The organism is Enterococcus sp. DIV0183 (assembly GCF_050541505.1).
GTDB classification, from domain to species: domain Bacteria; phylum Bacillota; class Bacilli; order Lactobacillales; family Enterococcaceae; genus Enterococcus; species Enterococcus faecalis.
In genome coordinates this window covers 1,799,117-1,824,870 of record NZ_CP172932.1, presented here as the reverse complement: position 1 = coordinate 1,824,870, position 25,754 = coordinate 1,799,117, and the positions used below count along the sequence as shown (strand labels likewise).

The 25,754-nt window shown below is 34.3% G+C and carries 19 protein-coding genes; all 19 read left to right on the top strand.

What is annotated here, in order from left to right; all coding sequences use genetic code 11:
* The first annotated feature begins 9 nt into the window (after window positions 1-9).
* Window positions 10-2,151 carry a glycosyltransferase family 2 protein gene (locus tag IGK72_RS08980; RefSeq protein ID WP_023894505.1) on the top strand — a complete coding sequence of 714 codons (2,142 nt, stop codon included), beginning with the start codon at window positions 10-12 and terminating at the stop codon, window positions 2,149-2,151.
* On the top strand, window positions 2,152-4,155 hold the full coding sequence (locus tag IGK72_RS08975) for a DUF7657 domain-containing protein (RefSeq protein WP_002383759.1): 2,004 nt from the start codon (window positions 2,152-2,154) through the stop codon (window positions 4,153-4,155).
* 28 nt (window positions 4,156-4,183) lie between these two features.
* On the top strand, window positions 4,184-5,485 hold the full coding sequence (locus tag IGK72_RS08970) for an EpaQ family protein (RefSeq protein WP_165548558.1): 1,302 nt from the start codon (window positions 4,184-4,186) through the stop codon (window positions 5,483-5,485).
* Window positions 5,486-5,590: 105 nt separating this feature from the next.
* Window positions 5,591-6,988, top strand: coding sequence for a sugar transferase (locus tag IGK72_RS08965; protein WP_002356909.1), 1,398 nt, complete (start codon window positions 5,591-5,593; stop codon window positions 6,986-6,988).
* A 135-nt stretch (window positions 6,989-7,123) separates the two neighbouring features.
* Window positions 7,124-7,882 carry a glycosyltransferase family 2 protein gene (locus IGK72_RS08960; RefSeq protein WP_002356910.1) on the top strand — a complete coding sequence of 253 codons (759 nt, stop codon included), beginning with the start codon at window positions 7,124-7,126 and terminating at the stop codon, window positions 7,880-7,882.
* Between the two features lie 15 nt (window positions 7,883-7,897).
* On the top strand, window positions 7,898-8,746 hold the full coding sequence (locus IGK72_RS08955; protein ID WP_002366946.1) for a LicD family protein: 849 nt from the start codon (window positions 7,898-7,900) through the stop codon (window positions 8,744-8,746).
* Window positions 8,747-8,988: 242 nt separating this feature from the next.
* A complete protein-coding gene (locus IGK72_RS08950; protein ID WP_430619602.1) occupies window positions 8,989-11,670 on the top strand; it encodes a DUF5776 domain-containing protein in 2,682 nt (893 codons plus the stop codon).
* Window positions 11,671-12,136: 466 nt separating this feature from the next.
* Window positions 12,137-12,841, top strand: a complete 705-nt coding sequence (locus IGK72_RS08945) for an IspD/TarI family cytidylyltransferase (protein ID WP_002380521.1) — start codon at window positions 12,137-12,139, stop codon at window positions 12,839-12,841.
* A gap of 12 nt (window positions 12,842-12,853) precedes the next feature.
* A complete protein-coding gene (locus IGK72_RS08940; protein WP_002378507.1) occupies window positions 12,854-13,912 on the top strand; it encodes an NAD-dependent epimerase/dehydratase family protein in 1,059 nt (352 codons plus the stop codon).
* A 1-nt stretch (window position 13,913) separates the two neighbouring features.
* Entirely contained in the window at window positions 13,914-14,888 is a 975-nt protein-coding gene (locus IGK72_RS08935) for a glycosyltransferase family 2 protein (protein WP_002383750.1), read from the top strand.
* Between the two features lie 40 nt (window positions 14,889-14,928).
* Window positions 14,929-16,359, top strand: a complete 1,431-nt coding sequence (locus tag IGK72_RS08930; protein WP_002379606.1) for an O-antigen ligase family protein — start codon at window positions 14,929-14,931, stop codon at window positions 16,357-16,359.
* Window positions 16,360-16,413: 54 nt separating this feature from the next.
* Entirely contained in the window at window positions 16,414-17,238 is an 825-nt protein-coding gene (locus tag IGK72_RS08925; RefSeq protein ID WP_002379605.1) for a LicD family protein, read from the top strand.
* Between the two features lie 39 nt (window positions 17,239-17,277).
* Window positions 17,278-18,249 carry a glycosyltransferase family 2 protein gene (locus tag IGK72_RS08920; protein WP_010820950.1) on the top strand — a complete coding sequence of 324 codons (972 nt, stop codon included), beginning with the start codon at window positions 17,278-17,280 and terminating at the stop codon, window positions 18,247-18,249.
* A 10-nt stretch (window positions 18,250-18,259) separates the two neighbouring features.
* Window positions 18,260-19,681 carry a lipopolysaccharide biosynthesis protein gene (locus IGK72_RS08915; RefSeq protein ID WP_002380514.1) on the top strand — a complete coding sequence of 474 codons (1,422 nt, stop codon included), beginning with the start codon at window positions 18,260-18,262 and terminating at the stop codon, window positions 19,679-19,681.
* A gap of 91 nt (window positions 19,682-19,772) precedes the next feature.
* On the top strand, window positions 19,773-20,747 hold the full coding sequence (locus IGK72_RS08910) for a GDP-mannose 4,6-dehydratase (RefSeq protein ID WP_002383748.1): 975 nt from the start codon (window positions 19,773-19,775) through the stop codon (window positions 20,745-20,747).
* Window positions 20,744-22,555, top strand: a complete 1,812-nt coding sequence (locus IGK72_RS08905) for a DUF3329 domain-containing protein (protein WP_023894495.1) — start codon at window positions 20,744-20,746, stop codon at window positions 22,553-22,555. Before IGK72_RS08910 ends, IGK72_RS08905 begins: the two co-directional genes overlap by 4 nt.
* Before the next feature lie 108 nt (window positions 22,556-22,663).
* Entirely contained in the window at window positions 22,664-23,410 is a 747-nt protein-coding gene (locus IGK72_RS08900) for a glycerophosphodiester phosphodiesterase (RefSeq protein WP_002362094.1), read from the top strand.
* Window positions 23,411-24,340: a tRNA (adenosine(37)-N6)-dimethylallyltransferase MiaA gene (gene miaA, locus IGK72_RS08895; RefSeq protein ID WP_002366931.1), complete on the top strand. Its 930-nt coding sequence runs from the start codon at window positions 23,411-23,413 to the stop codon at window positions 24,338-24,340.
* 3 nt (window positions 24,341-24,343) lie between these two features.
* Window positions 24,344-25,585, top strand: coding sequence for a GTPase HflX (gene hflX / locus IGK72_RS08890; RefSeq protein ID WP_002379600.1), 1,242 nt, complete (start codon window positions 24,344-24,346; stop codon window positions 25,583-25,585).
* The last annotated feature ends 169 nt before the right edge of the window (window positions 25,586-25,754 follow it).

Genomic DNA, 25,754 nt, shown 5'->3' with positions numbered 1-25,754 from the left:
AGAATGCACATGAATGAAGACATTAAGGTGATCTTTGATAGTATCTATCGCGACAAAACAACAAATAATTTAACCATTACAGGTTGGGCGTTAGATACAATCACTAAAGAAAGCCCAACTTTCACAATTAATAATGAAAACCAAGTGTCCGCTTATAACATTCAGCGCGTTTTACGTGAAGATGTTAATCAAATTTATCAAACAGAGCCTGCGATTGAAGCTGGCTTTGTTGTTACACTTGAAGGAATTAAACAAAAAAAAGTACTCCCTTTTCATTTTCAATCATCAGCACATGTTGTAACGGTGGATTTTCCCTTGAATAAAAAATATCCAGTGATTCCAGGGACAGAAGATAAAGTGACTCGTCTCTGGATAAAAGCCAAAAAAGGATTTAAGTATATGGCTAAAAATGGTATTTCTCATACCATTCAACGAGCGAAAATTGAGAAACTAAGAAATCAAGCTTCGTATCCTAACTGGTTAGCTAGAAATGAAGTACTAGACATAGAAGCGATGACGCAAGAAATCGCAACATTTCATTATCAGCCTAAAATTTCCATTGCGATGCCAGTGTATAATGTTGAAGAAAAATGGCTTCGGTTGTGCATTGATTCTATTTTGAATCAAGTCTATACTAACTGGGAATTATGTATGGCCGATGATGCCTCAACAGATCCTAATGTCAAAAAGATTTTAACTGAGTACCAACAATTGGATGAGCGAATCCGGGTCGTCTTTCGTGAACAAAATGGTCATATTTCCGAAGCGACCAACTCTGCTTTAGCGATTGCTACCGGAGAATTTGTCGCCTTACTAGACAACGATGATGAATTAGCAATCAATGCTTTTTATGAAGTGGCTAAAGTGCTGAATGAAAACCCAGAACTGGATTTAATTTATAGTGATGAAGATAAGATTGACATGGATGGAAATCGTTCTGATCCAGCCTTTAAACCAGATTGGTCACCTGATTTACTTTTAGGAACCAATTACATTTCGCATTTAGGCGTGTATCGTCGGAGTATTCTAGAAGAAATTGGCGGCTTTCGAAAAGGTTACGAAGGTTCTCAAGACTACGATTTAGTCTTAAGATTTACTGAAAAAACGACAAAAGAACGCATCAAACATATTCCAAAAGTTCTTTACTATTGGCGGATGCTGCCAACCTCAACAGCAGTGGATCAGGGCTCCAAAGGTTATGCTTTTGAAGCGGGGCTAAGAGCCGTGCAAGATGCGCTCGTTCGTCGAGGAATTAATGGTCATGCAACGCATGGGGCGGCGAATGGCTTATACGATGTTTATTATGACATTGAATCTGAAAAGTTAGTCTCAATTATTATTCCAACTAAAAATGGCTATAAAGACGTACAACGTTGTGTTTCATCGATTATTGAAAAAACAACCTACCAAAATTACGAGATTATTATGGCTGACAATGGAAGTACAGATCCAAAAATGCACGAATTATATGCAGAATTTGAACAACAATTACCTGGTCGCTTTTTCGTTGAATCAATCGATATTCCATTCAATTTCTCAACTATTAACAATCGTGCAGCGAAAAAAGCGCACGGAGAGTATTTATTATTTTTAAATAATGATACCGAAGTGATTACAGAGAATTGGTTAACTTTGATGGTTTCATTTGCTCAGCAAGAACGGATTGGCTGTGTAGGTGCGAAATTATTGTATCCAAATAATACGGTCCAACACGCAGGCGTTATTTTAGGATTAGGTGGTGTCGCTGGACATGGTCATTATGGTTATCCCCATGGTGACTTAGGCTATTTTGGTCGGTTAGCTATTAATGTTAATTATTCAGCAGTAACTGCCGCATGCTTACTTATGAAAAAAGCAGATTTTGATGCAGTCGGTGGTTTTGAAGAAGCGTTTACCGTAGCTTTCAATGATGTTGATTTATGCTTGAAAGTCCAAGCTTTAGGACGTGACAATGTCTGGCTTCATGAAGCAGAGCTTTATCATTTTGAATCTCAAACTCGTGGATATGATGATAAAGGCAAAAAGAAAAAACGTTTTGAACAAGAAAAAGTGATGATGGAAGAAAAATGGGGACCTTTAATTGAAAATGATCCATTTTATAATCCTAATCTGACAAGGGATATTCCCAACTTTTCATTACGAATTGACTAGATGCAATTGCGGATGACGAAATGGAGCGAAAAGATGGAACAACAACTAACTACAAGAAAAGAAAAACAACCATTACGCAACCAAGCTGAGCAGAGCGCTCGCTTGGTTGATCATTTGTTACGCTGGCGCTATCTGCTAGCGGCAGTCATTTTTATTTTACTGGTAGCCTTTAAAGTCCATGGTAGTTCATTAAACATGTGGGATGCGTATGTTTCTGAATATGCGGATGGTCAAAAAAGTTCATTAATTGCTGGTGAACCAAGAGGTGTTCGCTCGGATGAATGGCTCGTTCAAACCCCATTTAGCCTCTCACAAACACAAACAGGTTTGAAAACACATAATGATGTGATTACGTTAAATGGGCAAGACATGGTGGTAGGCTATAATTCACCAGCGTGGAATCTGGCCACGTTAGCGAAACCTTTTACGTGGGGCTATGTACTATTAGGCAAAGAATATGGCTTATCATGGTATTGGAATCTTAAATTAATTGGCTTAATTTTATTTTCTTTTGAAATTGGTTTGATCGTCACACGGCGGAATAAATATTTAGCTTTGTTAGCAAGTGTTTGGATTCCGTTTTCTTCGGCCCTTCAATGGTGGTTTGTCTCGCCAGTTGGAGATTTAGTATTTTTTGGCTTAGGTTTTTTAGTGGGAATTTATAATTATTTCTATTATCATAGTAGTGTTCGACGTCGTGTCATTTGTGCGATAACGGCTGTTATTATGGCTTCAGGATTTGTTTTAGTTATTTATCCTGCGTTACAAGTACCACTTGGTTATTTGATTTTATTATTTTTAATTTTATTCTTTTTAGAATTTCGTAAAAAAATTAAGTTGGATAAGTGGGATGGGGTCCTGATAGGTGGGGCACTCTTGATGACGGCGATTATTGTTGGCGGATCGTTATATGGCTCATTGGATTCCTTAAAAGCAGTAATGGATACCGCTTATCCAGGAAAACGGGTAAGTTTAGGTGGCGATATGCCTAAACGCGATATTTTGTTATTTTTAACAAATTGGAAAATGCCGTTTCAAGATGTTCCATATTCAAATAATTCGGAAATCAGTAGTTTTTATCAATTATTTTTTGTTATTTTGCCGCTCTCACCATTTATTTTTTATAAAAAAATCAAAGAAAACATTTACGGTTTTGTCTTATTCGTGTATTGTTTATTTAACTTAGTTTGGATGAGCGTGCAATTTCCAACAATTTTTGCTAAGTTGACATTGTGGTCTTATGTGCCAGAACAACGGGCGATGTTATCCTTCGGGTTTGCCGCTGTGTTGTTGAGTTTATGGTTCATCGATTATTTATGGAATCGCCAAGCAAAAATTCCAATGATGGCCTGGTTAGGGGCGCTAGGATTAAATGTTGTTCTGTATTTCTTTGTTTTATATACGGGCAATTTACGGTTATACGTTACACGAATGGACATCATTGGTGTCTTAGTTGTCGCTACCGTTTTAATTGTTGCTTTATTTAAACGTTGGCGCACGTTATTTGTCCTTGTCTTATTAGGAATCATTATGGTTTCTGGAGCCTTTGTAAATCCAATTTCTCGTGGCGTTTCTGCTGTCTATGGTAAAAAATTAGCGGTAGAAGTGGAAGAAATTAACAAAAAAGACCCCAACCAATTGTGGGTGGGCGAACGCTTGATGTATGGCTATTTGCCAATGTTAGGTGTGCATACATTTAACGGTGTTGCTTTTACACCTGACTTAGAGGCTTGGAAACCATTAGATCCAAAAGGAAAAGACACATTTATTTATAATCGCTATGCGCACATCAATGTTGAAGTAGGAAATCAGACCCCTGTTTTAGAGTTGATGCAAAAAGATGCGATTATTGCTCGTTTATCTCCAGAAAAATTAAAAGAATATGGGATTAAATATGCGGTCGTTTATAAACCATTAGAACCGTTAGACACACCAACGATTCATTTTGAAAAATTATATGGACCTGATCAGAACGGGGCATATATTTATCGAATAAACGACTAGTGATTCATTCATGGAATGAGGTTTGAATATGGGAAAAGTATTGAATAGAATCGGTCGACTTATTTTATTAGTTACAATGATCGGCTCGTATACGATGTGGGTCGTAGGAATTGATGCGCCAGTCACAAAATATATGTATGCCAATAGTTCAATTTTATTATTAATAGCAGTAATACTTGTACTGCTATTAAATTGTACGAAATTAAAATTTATTGACTGGCTGACCGTAGCGTTGGCGCTAGCCACCTGGCTCTTGTTTCACTTTACGGAATCAATCCGTCATAGCACAATGCAAACAGATACAATGATTCCTTTAATTATTTTGTTGGTTCTTTGTTTTAAAGTTTGTGTCTTTGATCGTTTGGATCAAACGCTTTTATTAATTGTCTCTTTAGTTGCTTTGAGTGCGACTTTGTATCGGATGTCCGTGGAGTTGCCTCAGTTGATTCCAGCAGACGAAATTTTTAAAGAATCAAATAAACTAGAAAGTATTTGGATTAATACCAATACGATTGGTGCAACGTTGATGTTTTCAACAATGATGGCCAGTAGTTTGATCAAAGCATATAGAAATAAGGTTTTTAACCTGCTGCTTTTACCTGTATACATTGGTGGTGTTTTAGGTACATGGGTCAGTCAATCCAAAACCTCTTTTGCCATTTTAGTTGGTTTTATTCTGGTGGATAATCTTTTACCAAAACGTTTCTTGCAACGTTCGAAAGTTTGGCTGTTTGGTTTTGTCGGAGTAGCTGCATTGGGACCATTGTTATTTTACTTATGTGCGGAATCGGATACTGTTGATTTATTTACAGGAAGAGAACGAATTTGGCATGAGTTTTTTGCTAAATGGTTATCTGATCCTCAACATATTAAAGTCGGTATGGAGCCTTTTGTGGCCTCATGGAAACCGCTGGGGACACATAATGCTTTTCTATTTACGTTAAGTAATTTTGGTGTCATTGGCTATCTGATTTTATTTGGTTTTTTAGTCAGTATGATTTTATTGATTGGTTTCCGCAAAAAAACATTGGATCGTTTGCAAGTTAGTTTACTTTTAGGCTTCCTTTTAATCTGGATTCATTCATTTATGGAAGATATTTTATTAGCGCCTCATTGGATGCCGATAGTTTATAGTTTCCTTGGGCTAGCCTTCTACTTCCGGCCAGAGAAAAAACGAGGAAGACATGAAAGTCCAACGACACCTAAAAGAAGAAAACGAGTGAAACAAACAAGTCCTGTTAGCAATGAAGAGCGCCTGATAGCACCTGTTGACGAAGAGGGCTGGGACCAACCTGAAGAATTAAGTCGTGTCCAAAGACATCGCAGATAATTTTCATCCTATAGAACTTTCTTGTCCGCTGACATTATGGTAATATAGGGGTTGCATGTTATTACAAATAATGTAATTACTGGAAGTGAAGAGAGGAAGTTTTTAATGACATCAAAAAGTGAATGGAGTAATGCAAGACGGATTGTAATTATTTTAGCAGACGTTTTGCTCTATAATTTATCAATCATCTTAGGGTTTATGGTGAAATTTGGCCGAGAAATTCCTTCATTTAACTTTGTGGCTTATGAAAAATCTGCAATTTACATTTCAATCTTTTTTATCTTTTTGAATTTGTTGTTAGGTGCGTATATTTTTTATAATCGCAAAATTAGTGACATCATTTTTGTCACGGTGATTGGTCAAATTTTAATGACTTTAACGATTATGATTGTGACATTTGCCGGACGTTGGTTTACGTTCCCGCGTTCTGTTTTAGGATATTCCTTTATAATCGGAATTATTGTTCTAAGTCTTTGGCGAATTCTTGTTTATTATCTTTACTTAAAGGTCAGCAATGAGCGAAAAGTCGTTTTACTAGGTAAAGAAAATCAAGTTATGCGGTCAATTCAAAACTTTATGTCTGATAAAAATAACAAGCATAAAGTAACGAGCGTTGTTGTCAGCAATTACTATGAAAACTTAAAAAAAATTATCGATGAAATCGATATTGTTTATATTTCAAGTAATGTTGATGAGAACGAAAAAGTAAAATTGTATCAATTAATTGTCAAACACAAGAAAAAAATCTTTTTAGATACAAGTTTTGAAAATCTAATTATGTTAAAACCAAACATGATGAACTTTGAAGATGAAAGTATTATCGAAGTCTCAAATTTTGAAATCCAACCAGAAGAGAATTTTATTAAACGTTTATTCGATATTTTAGTCTCTGTTTGCCTATTTGTGATTACCTCACCCTTAATGCTTATTGCAGCGATTTTAGTCAAAGCAACCTCACCGGGACCAGTGATTTACAAACAAACTCGGATTACATTAGATCAACGTGAGTTCTCGATTTTAAAATTTAGAACGATGTCGGCAACAGCGGAAGCAAAATCAGGTCCAGTCTTATCTACAAGTAACGACAGTCGCGTCACTACAGTTGGTAAATACTTGCGCGCTTTACGTATTGATGAGTTGCCACAACTAATCAATGTTATTCGCGGGGATATGTCCATTGTCGGACCACGTCCTGAACGACCATTCTTTGTTGATCAATTTAATCAGGAAAACCCGAATTACTATTTACGTCACAATGTACGTGCGGGGATTACTGGCTATGCCCAAGTTTATGGGAAGTATGCTTCTGACTACAATAGTAAATTGAACTTTGATTTACTGTACATCAAGAATTATTCATTGCTATTGGATATGAAAATTCTGCTTCAAACCATCAAAATTCTCTTTGATAAAGTATCATCAAGAGGATTGGATGAGTCTGAAGAACGTGAAGAATTGACGATGGATTATTGTAAAGAGAATGCTATTAGAATTTACCGTTAAAAGTTTGAGACATAAGTTATTTAAGCTTATGTCTCAAACTTTTTTTTGGAAACAAGGAACGTTGAAATAATAAAAGAGCTATGCGATAATATAAACTGTTACATTCTTACATAAAATGCAACGAGGAGTGAACAAATGGAAACAGCACTTGTTTCAATTATTATGCCCATGTACAATGCTGGCAAATTTTTATCAAAATCTATTGAAAGCGTTCTGGAACAAACCTATCAGAATTGGGAATTATTACTCATTGATGATGGAAGTAAAGATGATTCTATTGATATTGCACTTGCCTTTATGGAAAAAGATTCAAGAATCTTTTTACTGAAAAATGAACAGAACATGGGCATTGCAAAGACCAGAAATAAAGGAATTGAAGCTTCAAAGGGACAATATATTGCCTTTTTAGATAGTGATGATTTATGGCTTCCTAATAAATTAGAAGTTCAAATCAAGTGGATGGAAGAAAAAAAACTTTTATTTACATGTAGTTCTTATTTTGTATGTAATGAAAATGGCAACATTACTCATGAGCGTAATTTTAGTGAGGGACCACAAACCTATCAAGATCTTTTAAAAACAAATACTATCGGCTGCTTAACAGTCGTAGTCGAATCTAATCTGCTTAAACGCCATTTAATGCCGGATTTAAAACATGAAGACTATGCTACTTGGTTAAACATTTTGAAAGAAATAAATACGGTCTATTTTATTAACGAAAAATTAGCCATTTATCGTAAGCTAACCACCTCTACATCTTCTAACAAATGGAATACAATCAGTTGGGTTTGGAAAATTTTGCGTCAAAATGAACAGTTTTCAGTTATTAAAAGTTCATTCTACTTAATGCGTTTTTTATTCTATACAACATTTAAATATGCAAAGAATGAATAGGGAGGAAAAGGAAAAGTGGAACAAACAACACAGACGCAATTAGTAGAAATTCAACAAGTCGTTTTACGCATGTCAAAATATTTTGTGGCTTTTTGTGAAGAACATAATCTAACCTGTTATTTTTGTGGAGGCGGTTGTATTGGAGCAATCCGCAGTCAAGGTTTTATTCCATGGGATGATGACTTAGATTTCTTTATGCCAAGACCAGATTATGAAAAATTAAAAGTGCTTTGGCCTAAATATGCAGATACAGAACGTTATCCATTGTTAGTTGCTTCAAAAACTTATAATGATCATAATTCATTTATGACAATTAGGGATGCACAGACAACGTTTATTAAAACCTATCAAGATGGATTAGCGATTCCTCATGGTATTCCTATCGATATTTTTCCTTTAGATGGTGCGCCAAAAGGAAATTTTCAAAGGAAGAAACAAAAAATTTGGGCATTAATTTATGCTTTATTCTGTTCACAAGTGGTACCAGAAAAACATGGTGGCATTTTAGCAACGGGTAGTCGGGTATTATTGAATATCTTTCCATCGAAAAAAGTTCGCTATCATATTTGGCGCTTTGCTGAAAAAAGGATGACTAAGTATTCCTTCGGCTCCACTCCTTATGTTACAGAATTATGTGTCGGACCACGCTACATGGGTAATATTTATCATTTGGAAGATTTTAAATCTGCTATTTTTGTTCCGTTTGAAGATACAAAAATGCCAATACCAGTGGGCTACAAGCGCTACTTAACAGAGGTTTTTGGGGATTATATGCAATTGCCACCAGAGGAAGATCGCCAACCCCATCATGAAGCGCTAATTGTTGATACTAAAAAATCGTACACAGAATATCTTAAAAAATAAATAAAAGATGAAAACAATCGATTAAAGATCTGTTTTCATCTTTTTACCATTTAAAAGTAAAAAATTGATATAGGAATGTTAAAAAAGCGTAATTGAATTTGAAATAAAGGTATGAGATAATAATTGGTGTTAGTTTTAAAATGTGAAAACAATTAGTTGAAGGTTATAGGATACACATTTTCGAGAGCGAATGGCAAGTGTTTAAGAAAGATACATATTATTAAATATATAAGGAGAGTTTCATGAAAAAAATCATTTCAGGTATGTTAATTTGTACCGTATTATTAAATAGTTTTAGTGTGATTGCATCAGGAGAAGAGCTTGTAAAAACAGAAACAACGGGGGAGACTGGCTTGGTCACTCAAGCTACGTCAGAAACAACGACTAATTCAACGGAGGATACATCTTCTGTTACAGAAGAAAATACCTCTGAAAGAGATAGTTCTACTTCAAGCACAAAAGAAGAGTCTCTTGATTCTTCAACAAATAGTACAACGGAAGAACATTCTTCTGTTTCAGAAACAAACACAACAGATAGTAAAACAGAAGCATCACAAAGCTCTGAAGTAGAAAAAAAGACCATTGACCAAGATGAAGCGGATTATCAAGAAGCAGCACGTGAAGGAACGAACCATAAAAAAGGAACATATGCTATGAAAAACGGCCTTTCTTCTAGGGTAGCGCGAGCAACAGTTGCGAACGTCTATGCGAATGATCCTAATTTGCCTGGCAAGAATTTTATTGACGTTTCTAGTTGGAATGGAGACATTTCAGTAGCTGAATATCAAAAAATTAAAAGCTATGGTGTAACAGGTGTCTCGGTTAAATTGACAGAAGGAACTTGGTATGTTAATCCATATGCTGCGGGCCAAATTAGAAATGCCAAAGCTGCGGGCTTAAAAGTTTCAGCATATCACTATAGTATGTATGTCTCTGCTGCGACAGCACAAGATGAAGCAAGATATTTTGCTCAGGCGGCGGCTAACTCTGGCTTAGATAAAAATACCATAATGTTTAATGATGCGGAAGATCCAACGCTTACAAACAATGGGCGAAACGCCCATGCTAATTCTGTTGCGTTTAACCAGCAATTAAAGGCACTAGGGTATAAAAATGATGCGTTGTATGTTGGCAAATGGTGGTTAACAAATGGCTATATCGACACCTCCGCCTTCGGAAGAGACAGAGTATGGGTAGCGCAATATCCATATACTCCAGATAGTTCCATGCAGTGGAATAATGACCATGGTGCTTGGCAATGGTCTTCGCAAATGTATTTCCCTGGTTTAGCTAATTATGAACGGCGTCCGTTTGATATTTCCATGACCTATAGTAATTTTTTAAATATGGGTAATAGTAGTGGGCCTGACTTAAGTAAGTATTACACAACTAATCCAGGTCGAGTGATCATGAAAAATGACGATACTTTTTACCAAGATGTGGCGTTTAGAACTCCTAGTTGGCGAGTTAAAAAAAATACACTAGTTACCATTAAGGGGATTGAATATAGTTCAGCAGGAATTCCTAGATTGGTCACAGACCAAGGTTATTTAACAGCAAATAAAGATTATGTATTAGCGGCACAAAGCAATATTGATTTGTATTTTACGACAAATCCTAAAAAAGTTCGTTTGAAAAGCGATGATTATTTCTATGCTGATCCAGAATTTAAGCAAAGGTTGTCTAAGGTTTCGAAGGGAACAATAGTAGAAGTTGAAGATTTAGCTTATACTCAAAGCGGTATATTTCGATTGAAAACAGCGAAAGGATATTTGACTGCAAATAAAAATATAGTTGAACAATATAAAGGGTTAGAAGATATTTACTACACATCTAATCCTGGGCAAGTAATTACCAGAAATGAAGATACCTATTACAAAGATGTAGAATTCAAGACAAAAGCAAATAAAGTAACTGCAGGCGGTGTTTTAAAAGTAACTGCTATTGAGAAAACAAAATCAGGAATTCCTAGATTGAAGACGGCAAATGGGTATTATTTCACGGCTAACAAGAACTATGTAGTAGCTACTGGATCTTGGATTGCCAACTATCATACGGTTAATCCAGGGCAAATTATTATGAAAAATAGTGATAATTTTTATGGGGATCCAGACTTCTTATATAAAGGATCGGCTGTTTCCAAGGGAAGTTTAGTTCCTGTTGTGGGAATCGAATACCGTGAAAATCAAGTTCCTCGTTTGATTACCCAAAATGGTTATTTAACAGCGAATAAAAGTTATGCCCAAAAAGTTGTACCAAACATCAAAGATTATCTATATGATTATCCAGAGTATGTAGTTATGAAAACAAATGATTATTATTATCAAGATGTAAATTTCAGTAAAAAAGGTGAGTTTGTTTCTAAAGATACATTAATCAAAGTTTTAAGTGTTGATTATACCGAAAACGGATTACCTAGATTAAAGACTGCCAAAGGTTATATAACTGCTAACAAATCATATGTTACAAAATTGGTATCAAATTCAGATAATTACTTTACTGAAAATCCGCACCAAATTATTATGCGAGTGTCAGATAAACTATATACTGATGTAGAGTTTCGTAATGGTAGCAGAACCTTATCATCTGGGACTGTTGTTCCAGTTAAGGGCATTGAGTATTCCTCTAAAGGTGTTCCTCGCTTGAAGACAGAAGGAGGATATCTTACTGCAAATAAAAACTATGTGACAGCTGCTGGAAATACCAATAACAATTACTTTATCACTAATCCAAAAAAAGTTAAGCTCTTAATTGATGATTGTTTCTACAATAATACTGAGTTTACTAAAAAAGGACAGGCTGTTAAGAAGAATACGATTGTTGAAGTTGAAGCAATCGAATATACAAACAATGGTATACCAAGGTTAAAGACGAAACAAGGGTATTTAACTGCTAATAAGTGGTATGTAGCAAAAGTGGGTTAAGCTATCCGCCAATAAACAACCTTATTGATTATTAAAGTAAAGAGAATATTTGAAAGGTTAAATATATATATTGACATCTTTGTTGGACTTATTTTTATACGAGTTCGACAAAGGTGTTTTTTTATAGAGAAAAAGATTTTATTGGTCAAAAATTTTCGCTATTTATAAAGGGGCTAAAAGTGTTGTTAAAATTGATGAAAAGCATAACAATCATCTTTTTATTCAATCAATATCTAAATAAAAAAAGAAATACGATAAAGCCTAAGACTATTAAAATATATAAAATAAAACACCGCCAATATTTACAGTTCGATTAAGGTCTACGATAAATTATTGAAACTTACTGATAGTTATGAGAAAATGTAAAAGATTGAATGCAGTTTTGGCTGTGTTGATGAATATATAAGTTAAACAAAATTGAAATAAAACTAGTGGTTGACTAGTTAGAGAAAGGATTTTGTATCAAATGATTACAGCTTTAATTATTGCCGGTGGGGTCGGTAAACGAATGGGGCAGGAGATTCCTAAACAATTTATTATGGTAGAGGAAAAACCGATAATTATCTACACATTGGAATCTTTTCAAAAGCATCCACTCATTGATCGAATCTTAGTTGTGTGTAAAAAAGGTTGGGAACAAACACTAGATGCCTATGCAAAAGAGTACCATATTGACAAATTACAATGGATTATTCCAGGAGGAAATTCTGGTCAAGAATCAATTAACAATGGGGTTAATTTCTTAAAAGAACATTCAAACCCAGAAGATACTATTGTTATCCATGACGGGATTCGTCCATTAGTTGATGAATTAGTTTTATCTGATGTAATTGTTAAGTGTCAAGAATACGGAAATGCAGTGACTTCGTTGCCATATAATGAACAAATTTTTGTAAAAGAAACTGAGGAAACAACACGACAATATATTAATCGTGAAACATTACGTCGCGTGTCAACCCCACAAGCCTATAAATTTGAAAAATTAACTTGGGCTTACGAAAAAGCATTCCGTGAGAATATTGGTATTTCTGAATCGTCATACACGAATACTATGATGGTGGATTTAGGCGAAACACTGCATTTTGCTTTAGGCTCAGATAAAAACATTAAGTTAACCACACAAGATGACTTACAGTTATTTAAAGGCTTCTTGAAAATGAAAGAAGAGTAGTGGAGGGATACCATGTTATTTACAGACGATAATTATTTATCAGACGTTGAACGAGTTTTAGAGAAGACACCAGATTGGACGAAAGTAACTAATAAATCTGTTTTTATAACTGGTGCTTCAGGCATGATTGGGACCTTTTTAATTGATGTGCTTATGTACCAAAATAAAACGAGAAATGCGAATATTTCGATCTGGGCGATGGGACGAACATTGTCGCGTTTAGAAGAGCGATTTACTAGTTATCTAGAAGATCCGTTATTCCATATAGTTATCGGAGATGTCACAGAAGAAATTCAGATAGCAGAAGCTTGTGACTATGTGTTGCATTGTGCTAGTAATACACATCCTAAATCATATGCCAGTGATCCAATTGGAACGATTATGACCAATATTGCTGGTACGCAGCATATTTTAGATTATGCGGTCAAAGCGAATAGTGAAAAAGTGTTATTTTTATCAACTGTTGAAATCTATGGAGAAAATCGTGGAGATCTTGATAAATTTACGGAAGACTATTGCGGCTATATTGACTGTAACACGCTACGGGCCGGTTATCCCGAAGGAAAAAGAGCAAGTGAATCATTATGTCAAGCCTATATTCAGAAATATGGTATTGATGTTGTTATTCCAAGAATTAGTCGTACTTTCGGGCCTACGATGTTACTTTCGGATAGTAAAGCTTCTTCTCAATTTATTATGAATGCAGTCCATAAAGAAAACATTGTGTTAAAAAGTGCAGGGACCCAACTATATTCTTATGCATATGTTGCAGATATTGTATCTGCTCTTCTGTTTTTATTAGTTAAAGGGCAAAAAGGGGAAGCTTACAATGTTTCAAACGAACATTGCGATATTACGTTACGTACTTTTGCGGAAACATTAGCCAATGTGGCTGGAACAAAAGTGATTCATGGAGAAGCCACCGCCCAAGAAAAACAAGGGTTTTCTAAAGCAACAAAAGCACTACTAGACAATCAAAAAATCTACGCATTAGGTTGGCGGCCACTGTACGACAGTATGGAAGAACCATTAAAACATACAATTAAAATTTTAGAAGGTAGCGGAAATTGATATGCCCAAAATTAGTATTATTGTTCCTGTATACAATGTAGAAAAATATTTAGAAAAATGTGTACGCTCTATTTTAGCTCAAACGTTTACTGACTTTGAATTAATTCTGGTGGACGATGGCTCTCCAGACAGTTCTGGAGCAATGTGTGATCAGTTTGCTGAACAAGATCAACGGGTAAAAGTTATCCATAAAGAAAATGGTGGGCTAAGCGATGCTCGTAATGCTGGAATTGAAATAGCAACAGGTGAGTATTTAGGTTTCGTAGATAGTGATGATTACATTGCAGATGATATGTATGAACTATTATATACAAATATCGTAAAAGAAGATGCCGATTTATCAATCTGTGGTATTTATGATGTCTATGAGGGGAAAGAGCCAATTGTAAAAAGTTTAATACAGGGAACTTTTTCCAGAGAAGAAGCATTATTGTTAATTTTACAAGGAAATATTATCTCCGTACATGCTGTAAATAAGTTATATAAACGAAAACTCTTTGCGGATCTAAGATATCCTAAAGGAAAGTATCATGAAGATTCATTTATTATAGTAGATTTGTTGTCTGAATGTCAGAAAGTCTCTATTGATTCAACACAAAAATATTACTATTATCATCGAATGGGCAGCATTAATACAGAAACATTTTCAGATAAACAATTTGAGTTTATAGAAGCTTGGGAGAAGAATGAACTTAAATTGAAAGGTAAGGGAGCAGTTATAGAAGAAGCTGCCCATCAAAGAGTTTGTTTTGCGAATTTTTTAGTATTAGATAAAATTTTGATTAGTAATGCTCCGAAGAAAAAAGAAACGAAACAAATTGTTCGCTATCTTCGGGAAAACTTTATTTTTATTATGAAAAATAAAGTTTTTACAAAAAGTCGTAAACTATCAATGATTTTACTTATGTTTGGTCTTCCTTTTTATAAAATACCAATTAAATTGAAAAGAAAATATATAGAAAAAACAATAGATTAACAAGTTGTAATCTAAAAGTTGTTTTAAATAATTGGAGGATATGATGATTATTAATTTATCACAGCAGATGCAAAAAATAGAAAAAAGGATAGCTATACCATATATTGTTTTTTTTGAGTTAGTTCTAATTTGTCGAATGGTTAGCATTTATTCGACTTTACCAACAAAAATAGATTCATTATTTACCTTGATAATTATGCTATTGTCAGGTGTTTACTTCATATGTCACTTCTTGCCAATTTTTATAGAAAAAAAACAAAGAAGAATAGAATACTGGCTAATTGCTTTTATAGGAATTTTATTTTTAACAACATTTATTAATCATACGTATGCTTTTTCAGAGAACATTAAGTTGATCATTTGGCAATGTATCTTTTTCTTTTCCGTTTACGAAGTAGGGCGTTCGAATGATAAATCTGTTTTTAAAGCTTTTGAGTATGTACTTTTAATTGTTTGGACCGCATTAGTCATCGTTGGGTTATACTTATTTTTTGCGCGAATCAGCTTTTCAAAACCAGTAGAGTCTTTGTATTACGGAATGAGAATCGGTTTTTTTGAAAATCGATTATATGGTGTTTTTGTGGAGCCTAACTATGCATGTACCATCTCATTAGTTTGTATTTTGGTTGGCGTGCGGAATTTTATTAATACCAATAGCAAATGGTTAAAAGTGGTTTGTGCAATGGTGATTTTTCTACAATTTAGTTATGTAGCATTGTCTGGATCAAGATCAGGAGTTATTCAGTTGATTTCAATGGTAATTTTCGGGATGTTCTTTACAATTTGGTTCTTTCAAAAAAATACATCCAAAGCAGTTATAAAAAAAGTTGTGCAAGCAGTATTAGTTTCTTTTTTCTGTGGTGCTATTGTTTTCGGGGGCTTACAGTTAATAGAAAAAGGGTATATTGCTACTGCAAATTCAGTGAATATTGAAGTACCAAAAGTTTTAGATAATAAAGAAAATGAAATTCTAGGAAATAAGAAAATTACTACTAAGAGACCAGATGTTGAGGGGAAAGATGATATTTCAAATAGTCGATTTGCTCTTTGGCAAAGTGCGATAGATTTAATGAAATTAAATCCTATATTTGGCACTTCTCCAAAAGGTTTTGCAGATATAGCTAAAGATAAATTGCCTCAATCTCATATTGCTAAGACAGCTCAAACACCGCATAGTTTTTTCTTCTATTTATTAGCAGCTACAGGGATTTCAGGTACAATTGTATTTCTAATTTTCTTGCTATCTAAAATGTTTAACTCTGCTAAATTGCTGTTTAGCGTTCGAATTAAAAATTATATGGATTTTGTGTTAGATAACCAAATTGTGTTAGTCATTTTAATTTCTGGATTACTGATAACTGAAGTCATTTTAACAAGACGTTTTGCAACAGTTATCTTTTGGTTATACTTAGGTAAAATTCAGTATCGCACTGACATGGAAAATGATTTGATTAGAGGAAATGAGCAATGATGCTCATTTTTTCTACTATACAATTGATTATTATATAAGTAGGAGAGTAATATCATGCAAAAACTTACGTTAAAAGAGGTTCAGGCGAAGGCTGTTGAAATATTAGTGTATATCGATAATATTTGTCGATCTAACAACTTGCATTATACATTGTTTTATGGAACATTGATTGGTGTAGAACGTCATAAAGGTTTTATTCCTTGGGATGATGATATTGATATAGTTATGCCAAGGCCAGATTATGAATTGTTAATTAAAATCCTTAAAAACGATTCTAACTATCAATTACTTTCTTTTGAAACACGGAAACATTTTCGTTATCCTTTTGCAAAGTTAGTTGATCCTAATACTGTAGCTCATTCCAAACAATATTTTGGTGGAGAAGATAAGGACTTAGGAGTTTTTGTAGATATTTTTCCAATTGATGGTATCCCTGATACTCAAAAGGAGAGAAATGAACTAAGAAAGATAACGGAACAGTATCGGTTAAACTTAATGGATACTTTAGGTTTAAGCTATGCACGAAGTTTTCATCTTAGTAAGGCATTAATAAAATTAATAACTCGTTATCCTAATCATTTTAAAGTGAAAAAAGTAGGAAACAATCAATATTGGCGTGATTTATATCAAACAGAGGCAAAAAAAACCCCATTTGGAGCAACAAAACATTGTGGTTATCTAGAATGGATTCATATAGATTGGGGTGTATTTCCTAATGAATGGTTTTTGGAATATGAGGATGTAGAGTTTGAAGGACATAAATTTATGGCCATTAAAAACCGAAAACAATTTTTAACTTTACGTTATGGAGATTATATGGAAATGCCTCCAGTAGAAGAAAGAATCACTCATCATCCCTATGATTTTTACCAAAAATAAAGATTATTTATAGGTTTTTTAGAAAGAAGGCGTACTTAAATGAAGCAGCAATATACAGCAACTGTTGTTATGGCTACCTATAATGGAGAAAAAAATATCTTAGAACAGTTGGATTCCTTAAAAAATCAGTCGAAAAAAATTGATGAAGTATTAATTTGGGATGACTGCTCTACAGATTCTACAGTTAAAATAATTGAGAACTTTATTTCTGAAAATAAATTAGGTGAAACGTGGCATTTGAAAATCAACACGGAAAATTTAGGTTGGCGCAAAAATTTCTTTAATCTATTGAATGCTGCTACTAAAGAAATTGTTTTTACGTGTGATCAAGACGACATTTGGGATGCATCTAAAATTGAAGTGATGTGTGAAGCTTTTGCAAACACTGATGTTAAAGTTTTAGTAAGTGATTATACTGAATTAGTAGAACCTGGGGGATTAGCAGAGGAATTAAAAAAAATTGATTCAGTTAAATTGCCTAATCAAAAAGCAGAACAGATTATATTTAATGAGAACAATTTATTTTTACGTCGCCCGGGATGTGTATATGCAATTAGAAAGAGCTTCATTGCCAATGTTAATCTATACGCATCTGAAATGGAAAATCCTGTACATGATATGGCGATGTGGGGAAGTTCTTTATTAAGTGATGGGCTCTATATTGTTAGGGAAGAATTAATTAGATGGCGTAAACATGGACAAAGTTCCTTTAAAAAAGAAATTGATTTAGCTAAGAAACAAAATCACTTTGAGGAAAGATTGAATACTTTACGCCGGAGATTACAGCGTACAGAGGCTGCAAAGAATTATTTAAATAATCAACCACATGTTGAAGAATTTGAATATAAAGACAAAGTTCTTTCAAATTTGATTAAAGAGTTGAATATGCGAGTTTCTTTATTAGAAAGAAAAAAAATAATCCCGATTCTATGTGCCTTTTTTAAGTATCATCACAAGTTTTATTTTAGCACAGATATCTACCATATCATGAAATATAAAATTAGAAAGTGAGCATAATGCTATGAATTCAAAAGCAAAAATGGTGGCTAAAAACCTTTATTATACTGTGGCTGCAAATTTTGCAACGTTGGGTATTTCGGTTCTCTTAAATTTATTTGTCCCTAAGTTGTTAGGCGTTACAGAATACAGTTATTGGCAACTTTATGTTTTTTATTCTTCATATGTTGGATTTCTCCACTTAGGCTGGATTGATGGTATCTATTTAAAAATTGGGGGAGAAGAATACGAAAATTTAGATAAAAGAAATCTCGGTTCTCAATTCTGGTATTTAGCGATTTTTGAATGTTGTATTTCTGCTTTTGTCATTCTTTGGGCTTACTTTTTCATGCCGAAAGAATATCAAGGGATTATTTTGATATTGACGGCCATTGTTTCAGTAATTACAATTGCAAAAACGTTTATTCTGTATGTTTTTCAGTCAACAAATCGTATTAAGGAATATGCTCAATTATCCAGAAATGATCGCTATTTATATGTCCTGTTCATTGCAATTTACTTTGCATTAGGAGGACGAGATTTTTATTGGCTAATCATTATGGATATACTTTCTAAACTGATTATTACGGTTTGGGGAATGTTTAGAGTTAAAGACATGTTGCGTGTGAACATGATGAGTTTGAAGGAAGTTACTCCTGAAATAGTTGATAATATTAACATAGGTAGTAAACTAATGCTCAGTAGTATAGCAAGTATGCTAATAATGGGAACCATTCGCTTTTTTGTTCAACAGCGTTGGACAATCGAAACCTTTGGTAAATTGTCCTTTACTTTAAGTTTATCAAATATGTTTTTAACTTTTATTAATGCTGTTGGAATTGTAATGTTTCCGTTGTTAAGACGGACAAATAAAGAGCGATTGCCGTCTTTATTTGTCACATTAAGAGGTGTTTTTGTTCCGTTGACGTATGCAATTCTGCTGTTATATGTACCCGTCAAATTTGTTTTAGGTATGTGGTTACCCGAATATAGCGAGAGTTTGAAATTTATGGGAATTCTATTTCCTATAGTTATTTATGAAGGCCGGATGTCTTTACTAATTAACACGTATTTAAAAACGTTGAGAAAAGAAAAAACAATTTTATTTGTTAACGTATTGACACTTGCCTTGTCGTTAATCTTATCGTTGTTTGTGATTTTCGTTGTTGGGAACTTGAATTTAACTGTTGGATTGATATTAGTAAGTTTAGCATTTCGTTGTAATTTAGCGGAAATTTTTCTATGCAAAGATATGAATATTAAAATAGGAAATAGCACTGCATTGGAAACGTTGGTTACATTATTGTTTATCTTTAGTAATCTTTGGTTTGGCGGTAGTATTTATAGTTTCATTTCTTATGCAATTGTGTATATTATCTATTTCTTATTCATTCATAAGAGCTTTGTAAATAACGCAAAGAATTTAAAATATTTAGTAAAAGGTTGAGAAAGTTATTTTCTCTCCTTTTTTATTGAAAAAACAAACTGTAGTCTTTGACACCTAAAAATGGTAAAATTAATGTATTATTTTAATTGGAGTGGGAAACTTGAGGAACTTTTTAATCACAGGCGGCGCCGGCTTTATCGGCTCAACCTTAGCAAATTATTATAGTAAAGACAATCAAGTTGTGGTCATTGATGATTTATCAATGGGCCAAACTGAAAATTTAAACGCATCTGAAAACATCACGTTCATTGAAGGTAGCGTGACTGATCAACAATTAATGGAAAAAGTATTACAAGAGTATCAGTTCGATTACATTTTTCACTTAGCCGCGATTGCTAGTGTAGCAGACTCAGTAGCACGTCCAGTGGAAACACACCAAGTGAATTTTGAGAGTGTGTTACAATTACTGGAATTAATTCGGAAATACCAGAAAGATTTAAAACGTTTGGTGTTTGCTTCTTCTGCAGCGGTTTACGGCGATGAGCCAACTTTACCAAAACAGGAAGAATCAGTAATTCGTCCGTTAACGCCTTATGCTGTGGATAAATTTGCTTCTGAAAAATATGTGTTAAACTATTGTCATTTATATGATGTTCCAACAAGCGCTGTTCGCTTCTTTAACGTTTATGGGCCAAACCAAAACCCTAATTCGCCTTATTCTGGCGTTATTTCGATTGTGATGGACTCTTACAAACGCTTATTAGCCAATCAAGAAGTGACATTCAATATCTTTGGCGATGGAAAACAATCTCGTGATTTTGTCTTTGTTGAGGACGTGGTTCAAGCATTGAATCTTGTCGCTCATTCTGACCAATCACTTGGGGAAGTGTATAATGTCGGGACTGGGAAAGCAACCGATTTAAATGAGTTAATTTCTTCTTTAAATGATATTATGAAAGTCACTTTGCCAGTTGAATACAAAGAAGCGCGAGCTGGGGACATCAAAGATTCCTTAGCGGATATATCTAAATTACGTGCCATTGGTTATGAACCGAAATATAGTATTCAATCTGGTTTGGATAAATATGTTAAGTATGAACTAAAAGCGGAAGGTAAGCAGAGATGAAAGTTAAATTGAATAAAAAGAAGATATTTATATGCTCAATTATTATTACATTTTTGGTGATGCTTACTTTAAATAATTTAACACCATTACTTGCAGATGACTATGAATACCTTTATAAAACGAAAAGTTGGATGACGATACTTATAGATGAATACAATCAATACATGACATGGACAGGACGTTCAGTGGTCCATGTAATTGCAAGAATATTTTTATTGTTACCAAAAGGGATTTTTAATGTTTTTAATGCTTTGGCATACACAATAGTAACATATTTAGTTTATAGACTTACTTTACAAAAGCAAGATAAAAAGTATAATTCATTTAGATTTATTATTATTCAAGTGCTATTTTGGTTGTTTACCCCAGCCTTTGGAGAAGTGTTTTTGTGGGAGACAGGCTCAGCTAATTATCTTTGGGGAAGTTTAATTATTCTTTCGTTCCTTTATGTGTATCATAGAGAAATCATTGAAGAACACGTCTTTACGAAAACAAAATTAATGATTTTTTTGATGTTTGCTTTAGGAATTTTGGCTGGTTGGTGTAATGAAAATACCTCTGGAGGAGCTTTGCTTATCGTTTTAGGGTATCTTGGCTGGCAGTTTTATACAAAACGAAAACTTTCTTTATGGATGTTTACGGGTGTTGCTGGTAATACTATAGGTTTAGCGTTAATGGCTTTAGCACCAGGAAATAAGATTCGCGCTACTTATTTTGCTAGGAGTACTTGGTCTTTACCAAGAAAATTAATGACAGGAATTATTACAATATTTGAGCAAATGAAAGAACACTTATCATTATTTTTATTGATACTGATCTTGTTGCTTGTTTTATATGCTTATATTAGTCAAGATAAAAAAAGAGTATACCTAAGTGTTGTATATTTTATTTCTGGAATGGCTACTATGCTAGTTTTAGCCATCTCTCCAGCAGCATTAGATTACGGACGTTCATATTATGGAGCCGTATTATTCTTGATTATCGCTTTTTCTATGTCACTGCCAAATTATAAAGTAAATATCAGGTTTTCTCCAATTTACAGTGTTTTGTATGTGATTTTGGTATGTACATTCTTCATGAACGTAATGGTTGGTGTAAGTGATGTATTCTTGTCAAAATTAGATTTGACAAAACAATATAGTTATTTAGTTGAGCAAGAGAAAAAAGGAAATATCAATCCTGTGTTTCCAGATATATCATATAGTAATACAACAAAATATTCAGCTTATTCTAATCATTTATCGCATGTAAAAACTAATTCAGATGCACAAGTTAATCGTTCTGTTGCAAAATATTACGGCTTGGAGTCTGTGCGAAGTGTTTCAGAAAAAGATTGGGACAATATATATAGAAATGGTAACCCAGAGTTGATGAATATTTTTAATCTTAATGATTATTTACAAAAATTAATTGATACGCAATATACTATTTTATTAAGTGGTTATGGTAATCAAGTCTATCTTTCACAAGCGGAAGAGTCGCTTTTAAAAGACTTAGGGGTAGACGTAAAATTCGAAGGTAACAATGCGTGGACTTTAAGTGCAGTGATTTCAAAAGATAATAAAACAGTTGAAACAAATGCAGAATTATCGAGACTAACTGGTAAAATTGAAGCTTTAAATTATGATGTATTCTCAAGTTATACTAATTATGAAAATCAAACATTTGCTTCTGTAAAAATAAATGATACAGAAATGTCTAGAAATAAAAAAGGTTTGAACTTTGTGATTATTGATAGTAATACTAACAAAGTTATTGATTCGGTAAATTTTGATATTACAGAAAAAAATGCTCCAGGAATGCGTTAGTTGTTATATCTTAAAAAGAAGCCCCTCATTTGTGAGAGGCTTCTTTTTTCTACATTATTTGAACCCATCTCACTCCAATGGTACAATAAACAAGATTGGAGTGAGAGCATGACAGATATTATTGCACATCGAGGAAGTAAAGGCACCCATCCTGAAAATACGTGTATTGCTTTCAGAGAGGCTGTTCGTGTTGGTGCTGAAGGAATTGAATTAGACGTTCACCTATCTAAAGATGGTTATTTAATCGTTATGCATGATGAAACAGTGGATCGTACGACAGATGGTCATGGTGAAATCCAACAGTTAACATTAAACGAATTAAAACAACTAGATGCTGGAAGCTGGTTTCAGAAAAATCCTTCTGTTCAATGTGTTCCAACATTGGAAGATGTTTTAAATTGTCTTGTAGAAGAACAATTCAATGGTTTTTTGAATATTGAACTTAAAACCGATATTATCCATTATGAAGGAATTGAGAAAAAAGTCGTCCAACAAATGAAGCAAAAAAACTGGCCGTTTCGTTATTTATATTCCAGTTTTTATTTTCCAAGTTTAGTTAAATTAAAAAAAGCTGATCCTAAGACAGAAATTGCCTTTATTTATGAATCTGCAGAGGATTTAAGTCAAGCGGGACCGGCATTCGCGCTTGTCGATAGTTTACATCCAAAAATGTCTTGGGTGTTGGCTCATGAAAAAGAACTTATCGCAATTGGCAAACCGCTGCGGCCGTGGACTGTTAATCGGATGGAAGAAATGGAAAATTGTTTTCAGCTAAAATTGGCAGGCGTTCATACAGATTTTCCTGAGGAAGCAAAATTTGCTCGTCAAAATTGGCAAGAAGAAGGAGAAACATAATTGGAGAAAGTATTAGTTATTGTAGGACCCACTGCGGTGGGGAAAACAGCATTAAGTATTGCTTTAGCAAAAAAATTTAATGGTGAAATTATTAGCGGTGACTCCATGCAAGTTTATCGCTCGTTAGACATTGGCACCGCTAAAGTCACAGAAACAGAAAAAGAAGGAATTCCTCACTATTTAATTGATTGCCGTGAAGTCAGCGAAACATATTCTGCCGCTGATTTTCAGAAAGAGGGTCGTCAAAAAATCAAAGAAATTACTGAAAAAGGGAAACTACCAATTATCGTTGGAGGAACAGGTTTGTATATTCAATCACTCCTTTATGATTTTCAACTAGGAAGTCGTGAGATAGATGACTCGCCTGAAATTAGAGAAACGTACAATTTATTTGCGGAAGAAAAAGGGAATCAAGCCTTATGGCTGTTATTACAACAAAAGGATCCTCTAGCGGCTAACAGCATCCATTTTAATAATCGCAAAAAAGTGATTCGTGCGTTAGAGGTCTTTGATAAAACCGGTTATAGTATTTTGACCCCGAAGGAAAAACCAGCTCGTCTCTATGATTATTATTTGTTAGGTTTGGAAACAGATCGCGCTTTATTGTATGAGCGTATTAATCAGCGGGTGGATCAAATGATGACAGAAGGGCTGTTGGAAGAAGCAAAACAGATGTTTCAGCAACCACATGCACAAGCAGCTCAAGGTATTGGCTATAAAGAATTTTTCCCGTATTTTTCTGGTGAACAATCATTAGAGATGGCGGTTGAAACAGTCAAACAGCAATCGCGGCGATATGCCAAACGTCAATTGACTTGGTTTAGAAATCGAATGGCTGCGCATTGGTGGAATTTGGTTCAGCAGCCAACAGATTTGCCCAAGTTGGAAAAAGAAGTAGCGGAATGGCTACAACAGAAGGAGAGTGAGTAGGCGATGACCACTCATGAAAAAGTGATTCTAGTAGGAGTTGAAACGGAAAAAAATTATCAGACATTTTCTGCATCAATGGAAGAACTGGCGAATTTAACGGAAACCGCTAATGGAGAAGTGGTGTTTGTTTTAACGCAAAAACGACCACAAGTCGATCGACAAACCGTAATCGGTAAGGGGAAATTGGAAGAATTAATTCAATTAACAGATGCCTATGAAGCGGATCTTGTGATTTTTAATCATGAGCTCACACCGCGTCAAAATCAACTGTTATCTGAAGCGTTAGCTGTACGAGTAATTGATCGTGTACAATTAATTTTGGATATCTTTGCTTTGCGTGCGCGCTCCAAAGAAGGAAAGTTACAAGTTGAATTAGCACAATTGGATTATTTATTGCCTCGCTTGGCTGGCCAAGGAAAACAGTTGTCCCGACTTGGAGGAGGTATTGGGACACGCGGGCCTGGTGAAACGAAATTAGAGTCGGACCGCCGCCACATTCGGAATAAAATCTTAGGCATCCGTCGTGAGTTAAAAGAAGTCACTGCTCATCGTGAACGAAGCCGCCAGAAAAGACAAAATTCAGAACTATTTCAAATTGGCTTGATTGGTTATACCAATGCTGGCAAATCAACTATTCTCAACATGTTGACAACAGCAGGAACTTATTCAGAGGATCAATTGTTTGCAACGTTAGATCCTTTAACCAAAAAATGGCAATTGCCTCAAGGCATGGAAGTTACGCTGACCGATACGGTTGGCTTCATTCAAGATTTACCAACACAGCTGATTGAAGCCTTTCAGTCGACATTGGAAGAAAGTCGGACGATGGATTTACTGCTCCATGTGGTGGATGCAAGTGCGCCAGATCGTTTACAACATGAACGCACAGTTCAAACATTGATGAAAGAATTAGCGTTGGAAAATATTCCGTGCTTGACGGTTTATAATAAAAGAGATCAAGTGGACAGTAAAGAATTTGTCCCAACCTTATTTCCCAATGTATTGATCTCAACTAAAATTTCTGAAGATAAAGAACGACTGGTTCAAGCTATCCGTGCCCAAATGATGGAATTACTCGAGCCTTATCAATTAGAAATTAGCCCAACTGACGGACAACTATTAAGTGAACTTCGCCGGATGACACTAATGATTTCAGAAGAATATGCTGAAAATGAAAATCGGTATATCGTGAAAGGCTTTGCGAAAAAAAAGTCTAAATGGTTGGCTGAATCCGAAAAAGAATAAAAAATGGTAAGTTGATTAGAAATGATTTGTAAAAACAAATCATTTCTATTTTTTTGATTAGTAGGAGAAAATCAGCCGTGAAAAGATGGAAAAGTCCATATTTATCAGGTTTTTTGTTTTATGTTAGAAAATCTAACATAAGTTCTTGACAATTTGTCATTCTATTGTT

What these genes read in the sequence shown, in the direction of transcription:
- IGK72_RS08900 (WP_002362094.1), top strand. Translation starts at nt 22,664, where the DNA reads ATGACAGATATTATTGCACATCGAGGAAGTAAAGGCACCCATCCTGAA.
- IGK72_RS08935 (WP_002383750.1), top strand. Translation starts at nt 13,914, where the DNA reads ATGCCCAAAATTAGTATTATTGTTCCTGTATACAATGTAGAAAAATAT.
- IGK72_RS08975 (WP_002383759.1), top strand. Translation starts at nt 2,152, where the DNA reads ATGCAATTGCGGATGACGAAATGGAGCGAAAAGATGGAACAACAACTA.
- IGK72_RS08915 (WP_002380514.1), top strand. Translation starts at nt 18,260, where the DNA reads ATGAATTCAAAAGCAAAAATGGTGGCTAAAAACCTTTATTATACTGTG.
- IGK72_RS08960 (WP_002356910.1), top strand. Translation starts at nt 7,124, where the DNA reads ATGGAAACAGCACTTGTTTCAATTATTATGCCCATGTACAATGCTGGC.
- IGK72_RS08925 (WP_002379605.1), top strand. Translation starts at nt 16,414, where the DNA reads ATGCAAAAACTTACGTTAAAAGAGGTTCAGGCGAAGGCTGTTGAAATA.
- IGK72_RS08940 (WP_002378507.1), top strand. Translation starts at nt 12,854, where the DNA reads ATGTTATTTACAGACGATAATTATTTATCAGACGTTGAACGAGTTTTA.
- IGK72_RS08950 (WP_430619602.1), top strand. Translation starts at nt 8,989, where the DNA reads ATGAAAAAAATCATTTCAGGTATGTTAATTTGTACCGTATTATTAAAT.
- IGK72_RS08905 (WP_023894495.1), top strand. Translation starts at nt 20,744, where the DNA reads ATGAAAGTTAAATTGAATAAAAAGAAGATATTTATATGCTCAATTATT.
- IGK72_RS08945 (WP_002380521.1), top strand. Translation starts at nt 12,137, where the DNA reads ATGATTACAGCTTTAATTATTGCCGGTGGGGTCGGTAAACGAATGGGG.
- IGK72_RS08965 (WP_002356909.1), top strand. Translation starts at nt 5,591, where the DNA reads ATGACATCAAAAAGTGAATGGAGTAATGCAAGACGGATTGTAATTATT.
- IGK72_RS08930 (WP_002379606.1), top strand. Translation starts at nt 14,929, where the DNA reads ATGATGATTATTAATTTATCACAGCAGATGCAAAAAATAGAAAAAAGG.
- IGK72_RS08970 (WP_165548558.1), top strand. Translation starts at nt 4,184, where the DNA reads ATGGGAAAAGTATTGAATAGAATCGGTCGACTTATTTTATTAGTTACA.
- hflX (WP_002379600.1), top strand. Translation starts at nt 24,344, where the DNA reads ATGACCACTCATGAAAAAGTGATTCTAGTAGGAGTTGAAACGGAAAAA.
- IGK72_RS08920 (WP_010820950.1), top strand. Translation starts at nt 17,278, where the DNA reads ATGAAGCAGCAATATACAGCAACTGTTGTTATGGCTACCTATAATGGA.
- IGK72_RS08980 (WP_023894505.1), top strand. Translation starts at nt 10, where the DNA reads ATGAATGAAGACATTAAGGTGATCTTTGATAGTATCTATCGCGACAAA.